The 6,758-nt window shown below is 73.0% G+C and carries 7 protein-coding genes; 6 read left to right on the top strand and 1 reads right to left on the bottom strand.

Annotated features, from left to right (window positions below; genetic code table 11):
• Positions 1-152, bottom strand: a 152-nt coding sequence (locus ACW0Q9_RS28010; RefSeq protein WP_456186347.1) for a 2-phospho-L-lactate transferase CofD family protein, incomplete at its 3' end; no start/stop codon positions are given.
• Positions 153-251: 99 nt separating this feature from the next.
• Here ACW0Q9_RS28010 and ACW0Q9_RS28005 point away from each other — a divergent pair.
• From ACW0Q9_RS28005 to ACW0Q9_RS27980, 6 genes are all read left to right on the top strand, one after another.
• Positions 252-1,175 (top strand): hypothetical protein, encoded by a 924-nt coding sequence (locus tag ACW0Q9_RS28005; protein WP_456186345.1) that lies wholly within the window; start codon positions 252-254, stop codon positions 1,173-1,175.
• Between the two features lie 77 nt (positions 1,176-1,252).
• Positions 1,253-3,760, top strand: coding sequence for a bifunctional FO biosynthesis protein CofGH (locus ACW0Q9_RS28000; protein ID WP_456186343.1), 2,508 nt, complete (start codon positions 1,253-1,255; stop codon positions 3,758-3,760).
• Between the two features lie 154 nt (positions 3,761-3,914).
• Positions 3,915-4,196: a hypothetical protein gene (locus tag ACW0Q9_RS27995; protein ID WP_456186342.1), complete on the top strand. Its 282-nt coding sequence runs from the start codon at positions 3,915-3,917 to the stop codon at positions 4,194-4,196.
• Positions 4,197-4,287: 91 nt separating this feature from the next.
• On the top strand, positions 4,288-5,685 hold the full coding sequence (locus ACW0Q9_RS27990; RefSeq protein WP_456186340.1) for a DUF4331 domain-containing protein: 1,398 nt from the start codon (positions 4,288-4,290) through the stop codon (positions 5,683-5,685).
• 13 nt (positions 5,686-5,698) lie between these two features.
• On the top strand, positions 5,699-6,037 hold the full coding sequence (locus ACW0Q9_RS27985) for a phospholipase (RefSeq protein WP_456186338.1): 339 nt from the start codon (positions 5,699-5,701) through the stop codon (positions 6,035-6,037).
• Positions 6,038-6,529: 492 nt separating this feature from the next.
• Positions 6,530-6,758: WhiB family transcriptional regulator (locus ACW0Q9_RS27980; protein WP_456186336.1), on the top strand; the 229-nt coding region annotated here is incomplete at its 3' end.

Genomic DNA, 6,758 nt, shown 5'->3' with positions numbered 1-6,758 from the left:
AGGTCGGGGCAGACCTTCAGCCCGTGCAGCAGCAGATCGTCGCCGACGTTGACCACGGCGGTGACCTCGGCCCCCACCTCCCGGGCGTACGCCCGGACGCCGAGCAGGAACCGGGCGCCCCCGATGCCGCCGGTCAGAACCACGATGCGCATGGCGTCCATCCTTCCGCACGCGCGGCCGTCGATCGCCCGGTGGCCCGGGAGACTAGGCTCACGTCGGCAACTGTCCGTTTTCGTCCCCAGGGGGAGTTCGTGACCAGCCCCGCCGAGCCCGCGTCCGGCGACACCACGCAGGCCAGCCAGTTGACCAAGCCGCTGCGCGAACTGGCCGCGCTCGTCCTGCTCGGCGCGAACGCCGTGCTGCTCTTCGTCGCTCTGTTGCGGTTGCTGGTGCCGACCAACAACTACAGCACCTTCACGGGGCGGGCGGGGAGCGCCTTCTTCGGCTTCGTCGGCTTCGAGTCGGCCCCGCTGCCGCTGCTGGCCGTGCTGCTCGCCACCCATGTACGCCCGGTGCTGCCGAAGGCGAAGCTGATCACCCAGGCGGCCCTGGGCGAGTACGCCTTCGCCGCCGCCCTCGCTGCGCTGACCTTCCTGATCTCGCTGGTCGGCCGGCTCGTCGACGGCGACGTGCTGGTCGCCTTCCTCGACCTGCTCACCCAGGCGGCCGTCCTGGCGGTGTTCGGGATCGCCGCGTTCGTGGTCTTCAAGATCTGGCGCACCCTCTACTACGTACCGAAGCCGAAGCCGCAGCCCGGTGTCTACGGCCAGGCGCAGCCCGGCTGGCCGCAGCAGCCCGGCCCGGGCCAGCCCGGCGGTTACCCGGCTCCGGGCGGCTACCCGCAGGCCGGCATGCCGCAGCAGCCCGGCGGCTACCCGCAGCCCGGCCCGTACGGCCCGGCGCAGTCCGCGCAGCCGTTCAACACCGCCCCGCCGCACGCTCCGCAGTCGAGCCCGCCGTTCGGCGCTCCGCAGTCCGGCCCGCCGTACGGCGCTCCGCACTCCGCGCCCCCGTACGGCGGCGCTCCGCACCCGGCGCCCCCGTTCGGCCAGCCGCCGTCGGCCGACCCGACCCAGGCCATCCCGCGCCAGCCGGTCGACCCCGGCCAGCCGGCCCCGCCGGATGGCGACCGTACGCAGCGCTTCGACCGCGAGGACCCGAACTTCCCGCGCTGAACCGCCGGACGCCGCCCGCCCCCGGCTCCTTGCCGGGGGCGGGCGGTCCCGCACCGGCCAGCGCATAGGCTGGGCGGATGGTTGATCGCAGCGATCCCACCCCGACCGAGGCGAGCGTCCGGCGGGCCCTGGGCCGGGCCGCCACCGGCCGGGCGCTGGACGTGGCCGAGGCGAGCGCGCTGCTCACCGCGCGCGGCCCGGCGCTGGACGAACTGCTCCGGATCGCCGGCGAGATCCGCGACGCCGGGCTGCGGGAGGCCGGCCGCCCGGGCGTCGTCACCTTCTCCAAGAAGGTGTTCATCCCGCTGACCCGGCTCTGCCGGGACCGCTGCCACTACTGCACCTTCGCCACCGTGCCGCACCGGCTGCCGGCGGCGTACCTGGAGAAGGACGAGGTTCTCGCCATCGCCCGGGAGGGCGCCGCGCAGGGCTGCAAGGAGGCGCTGTTCACCCTGGGCGACCGCCCCGAGGAGCGCTGGCCGGCCGCCCGGCGGTGGCTGGACGAGCGGGGCTACGACTCCACCCTCGACTACCTGCGCGCCTGCGCGGTGGCGGTGCTGGAGGAGACCGGCCTGCTGCCGCACCTCAACCCGGGCGTGCTGTCCTGGTCGGAGCTGCAACGGCTCAAGCCGGTCGCGCCGAGCATGGGGATGATGCTGGAGACCACCGCGACCCGGCTCTGGTCCGAGCCGGGCGGCCCGCACTACGGCTCGCCGGACAAGGAGCCGGCGGTGCGGCTGCGGGTGCTCGACGACGCCGGCCGGGTCGGCGTGCCGTTCACCACCGGCCTGCTGATCGGCATCGGGGAGACCCTGGCCGAGCGGGTCGACGCGCTCTTCGCGATCCGCCGGGCGCACCGGGAGTACGGCCACCTCCAGGAGGTGATCGTGCAGAACTTCCGCGCCAAGCCGGACACCGCGATGCGCGGCATGCCGGACGCGGAGCTGCACGACCTGGCCGCCACGGTGGCCGTGGCCCGGGTGCTGCTCGGCCCGAAGGCGCGCGTCCAGGCCCCGCCGAACCTCATCGAGGGCGAGTACGACCTGCTGCTGCGCGCCGGCATCGACGACTGGGGCGGCGTCTCGCCGGTCACCCCGGACCACGTCAACCCGGAGCGCCCCTGGCCGCACCTGGACGAGCTGGCCCGGCGTACCGGGCAGGCCGGTTTCACCCTGCGCGAGCGGCTGACCGTCTACCCGGAGTACGTCCGGGCCGGCGACCCGTGGCTGGACCCGCGCCTGCTGCCGCACGTCACCGCCCTGGCCGACCCGGAGACCGGGCTGGCCGTCGAGGCGGCCCGCCCGGTCGGCCGGCCCTGGCAGGAGCCGGAGGAGGTGTTCGGCGGGCGGACCGACCTGCACGTCACCATCGACACCACCGGGCGGACCGGCGACCGCCGGGGCGACTTCGACGACGTCTACGGGGACTGGTCCGAGGTGGCCGCGAAGGTCGCCGTGCCGACCGCCGTGGCGAGCGACCCCGACCTGCGCGCCGGCCTGCGGCTGGCCGCCGACGATCCGGCCGCGCTGCTCGAACCGGCTCACGAGGCGAAGGCGCTGGCGCTGTTCGGCGCGGACGGGCCGGCGCTGGACGAGCTGTGCCGGCTCGCCGACGACGTCCGCCGGGACGCGGTCGGCGACGAGGTGACCTATGTGGTCAACCGCAACATCAACTTCACGAACGTCTGCTACGTGGGCTGCCGGTTCTGCGCCTTCGCGCAGCGCGAGAGCGACGCCGACGCGTTCCGGCTCTCCCTCGGGCAGGTCGCCGACCGGGCCGAGGAGGCCTGGGCGGCCGGCGCCACCGAGGTCTGCCTCCAGGGCGGCATCGATCCGAAGCTGCCGGTCACCGGCTACGCCGACATCGTCCGGGCGATCAAGGCGCGGGTGCCGGGGATGCACGTGCACGCCTTCTCCCCGATGGAGATCGTCACGGCCGCGGCCAAGGCGGGCGTGCCGGTGAAGGAGTGGCTGCTCCAGCTCCGCGAGGCCGGCCTGGACACCATCCCGGGCACCGCCGCGGAGATCCTCGACGACGAGGTGCGCTGGGTACTGACCAAGGGCAAGCTGCCGGCCGCCGCCTGGGTCGAGGTGGTCAGCACGGCCCACGAGCTGGGCATCCGGTCCAGCTCCACGATGATGTACGGCCACGTCGACCATCCCGGCCAGTGGCTGGCCCACTTCCGCGTGCTGGCCGGCGTGCAGGACCGCACCGGCGGCTTCACCGAGTTCGTGGCGCTGCCCTTCGTGCACACCAACGCGCCGATCTACCTGGCCGGCATCGCCCGGCCCGGGCCGACCTGGCGGGAGAACCGGGTCGTGCACGCGATGGCGCGGCTGGTGCTGCACGGCCGGATCGCCAACATCCAGTGCTCCTGGGTGAAACTCGGCGACGCCGGCACGGTGGCGATGCTCCAGGGCGGCTGCAACGACCTGGGCGGCACCCTGATGGAGGAGACCATCTCCCGGATGGCCGGCTCCGGCAACGGCTCGGCCCGGACCGAGGAGCAGCTCCGGGGGATCGCGGCGGCGGCGGGCCGGCCGGTCCGCAAGCGGACGACCGCGTACGGTCACGCCGGCGCCTAGCGTCGAACCTTTCCCCGCCGCCGGCCGTACCAGTGGATGCCGGCGGCGGTCACGGCGAGGACCTGCCGCCGGCGCCCCCAAGCCCGGGGCATCCGGCGGCGTCCGGGTCCCGGTACACCGTGGGCGCTGCGGCGCCGGCCCGGAAAGGTTGCCCATGACCACTGATGAGCCGAAGCGGCGGCCCTGGCCGCGACTGACCCGGCGGCAGACGCTGACCGCCGCCGCGAGCGCCACCCTGGGCGCGGCCGCCCTCACCGTGCCGGGCCTGTCCGCCGCGCAGAACGCCCCCTCCGCGGGCCGGCGCGACGAGCCGATCGTGGTCCACCTCCGCGACGCCGCCTCCGGCGCGCTGGACGTCTTCGTCGGCACGACCCGGATCCAGGTACGCGACCGCGGCCTGGCCGACCGCCTGGTCCGCGCCGCCCGCCGGCGCTGACCCTCCGCGCGCCCCACCGGCGCGTCGCCTCCCGGCGCGGGCTCTCGGCGCCGGTCCCGACTTCCGCTACCCGACGAAGGTGTGGTCCGCCATGTCCTCTCACCGTGAGGCCCCGGAGATAGCCAAGGATCCGGTCGCCGACAGCTCCGACCTGTACGCGTTCGTCAGCCCGAGCCAGCCGGACACGGTCACGTTGATCGCCAACTACGTGCCGGTGCAGCTTCCCTCCGGCGGCCCCAACTTCTTCGAGTTCGGCGACGACGTCCGGTACGAGATTCACGTTGACAACGATGGAGACGGTTATCCGGACGTCACCTATCGCTTCGAATTCACCACCGAGATCACCAATCCGAACAGTTTTCTTTACAACACGGGCCCGATCGAGTCGCTGGACAGCAGGAACTGGAACCGGCGGCAGTTCTACCGCTTGACCCGGGTGGCCGACGGCCGGGAGCACGTGCTGGCGCACAAGCTGCCCTGCCCGCCCTGCAACGTCGGCCCGCTGTCCACCCCGAAGTACGCCGACCTGGTCCGTCAGGCGACCTTCCGGCTCTCGACCGGGGAGAAGGTCTTCGCCGGCCAGCGGGCCGACGGCTTCTTCGTCGACCTGGGCGCGATCTTCGACCTCGGTACGCTGCGCCCCTTCCAGCAACTGCACGTGGCCGGCAAGAAGCTGTTCAAGACCGAGGGCGAGCCGGTCAACGCGCTGGACCGGTTGAACGTGCACAGCATCGCCGTGCAGGTCCCGCTCAGCAAGGTCCGCCGCAAGGCCAGCCGGTACGGCCAGGCCGACCGCGCCTCGACCATCGGCGTCTGGACGTCCGCGTCCCGGCAGCAGGTCCGGGTGCTCGGCGACCGGGTGGCCGCGGACACCGCCGCCGGTCCCTTCACCCAGGTCTCCCGGTTGGGCAACCCGCTGTTCAACGAGGTCATCGTGCCGATGTCCAAGAAGGACCTGTGGAACACGCTGCTGCCCGCCGAGGACAAGCGGTTCGCCCAGTTCGTCGAACATCCCGAGCTGGCGGCGCTGCTGCCCGCCCTCTACCCGGGCGTGTTCCCCAGCCTCGACGCGCTGAACAAGTCGAAGAAGCCGCGGGCCGATCTGGTGGCGATCCTGCTCACCGGGGTGCCGGCCGGGCTGATCGACGGCTTCGCCAACACCACCGGCGACGTGCAGGCCGACATGCTCCGGCTGAACACGGCGATCCGGCCCAGCCGCAAGCCGGACCGGTTCGGGGTGCTCGGCGGAGACCTGGCGGGCTTCCCGAACGGCCGGCGGGTCGGCGACGACGTGGTGAGCATCGCGCTGCGGGCGATCGCCGGGGTGACCGTGCCGCTGGTGGACAAGACGTTCCGGCCGGACGCGGCGGCGGCCGCGGTCACCCCGGGACTGAGCGCCGCCGACGTGACGGCGCCCTTCCTCGGTGACTTCCCGTTCCTCGGCACGCCGTACGACGGGTTCAACAACCCGCCGGCGGCGAAGGCCTGAGCGGGGAGGCCACGTGGACCACCAGCACACCCTCGGCCCCTCGGAGAGCGGCAGTGTCGTGCTCGACCTCGGCGGCGACTCCGGCGCGCTGATCATCCACACCGGACGCGACCTGCACGGCCGGGAGATCGAGATCAGCCGGGCCGACCGGGACGGCCCCCGCACCCACTCCGCCGTCCGCGAGCGGCACGTCCGCGACGGGGTCTTCCACAGCGCCGTCTACCCGGACCTGCCCGCCGGCCTCTATACCGTTTGGTGGGACGACCGCACCCCGGCCGGAGCGATTTCCGTCACCGGCGGAGCGATCGCCGAATTCGTGTGGCCGGCCAGCTCACCGCCGGGAGCGGGCTGACCGCCCACGCCGCCGTACCGTCGCGCCTCGTCCACATGTTGGGCGGGGCGCGGTCGGCGTCTACGGCCTCGACGGGCGGTACCGCTCGGGCCGGGTTAACCTTGTGCCCCACCAATGCTGATCTTGGACGGTGTCACGACGACCGCTCGGGAGCGGCCCGCCGGAAGCCTCCACCGGGGGCCGCCGGCGGTGTCCACACCGGTGCGCCACGGCAGAAAACTTGGGGCAACTCGCCGGGGAGGGCGTTACTCGTCCGGGGTCTGAATCGATAGGGCAGGTTGCGAGGGTCGGGCGGCGCCACGGTCGTCCGGAACGTGTCGGGAGGGCGACTCCATTATCAAGTTTGGCTTGACGGCGCACGCATTACACGCGTGTAATTTGAATGGGGTTGTTCGCGCGGAACGCAACAAATTGTGACCGGACGAACAAGCACGCCTTTCGCGTGGGGGGTTGCAGCGGCGATGACGCCGGTGCGCGACAAGGAGGCAATGGATGGACGGCCAGCTCGAGGTGGCCGACCTGCTCGGAAACGCGCCGGAGTGGCAGGAGCGGGCGCTGTGCTCGCAGACCGACCCGGAGGCGTTCTTTCCCGAGAAGGGCGGCTCGACCCGCGAGGCGAAGCGCATCTGCTCGCGGTGTGAAGTGAAGACGGAGTGTCTCGAATACGCGCTCGGCCACGACGAGCGGTTCGGGATCTGGGGTGGGCTCTCCGAGCGGGAGC

Source organism: Micromonospora sp. I033 (genome assembly GCF_053890995.1).
This window is presented reverse-complemented; position numbering and strand designations above follow the sequence as displayed.

Excerpts from the sequence above, each read along its gene's own strand:
- ACW0Q9_RS27990 (WP_456186340.1), top strand. The coding sequence starts at position 4,288 with ATGTCCTCTCACCGTGAGGCCCCGGAGATAGCCAAGGATCCGGTCGCC.
- ACW0Q9_RS27995 (WP_456186342.1), top strand. The coding sequence starts at position 3,915 with ATGACCACTGATGAGCCGAAGCGGCGGCCCTGGCCGCGACTGACCCGG.
- ACW0Q9_RS28000 (WP_456186343.1), top strand. The coding sequence starts at position 1,253 with ATGGTTGATCGCAGCGATCCCACCCCGACCGAGGCGAGCGTCCGGCGG.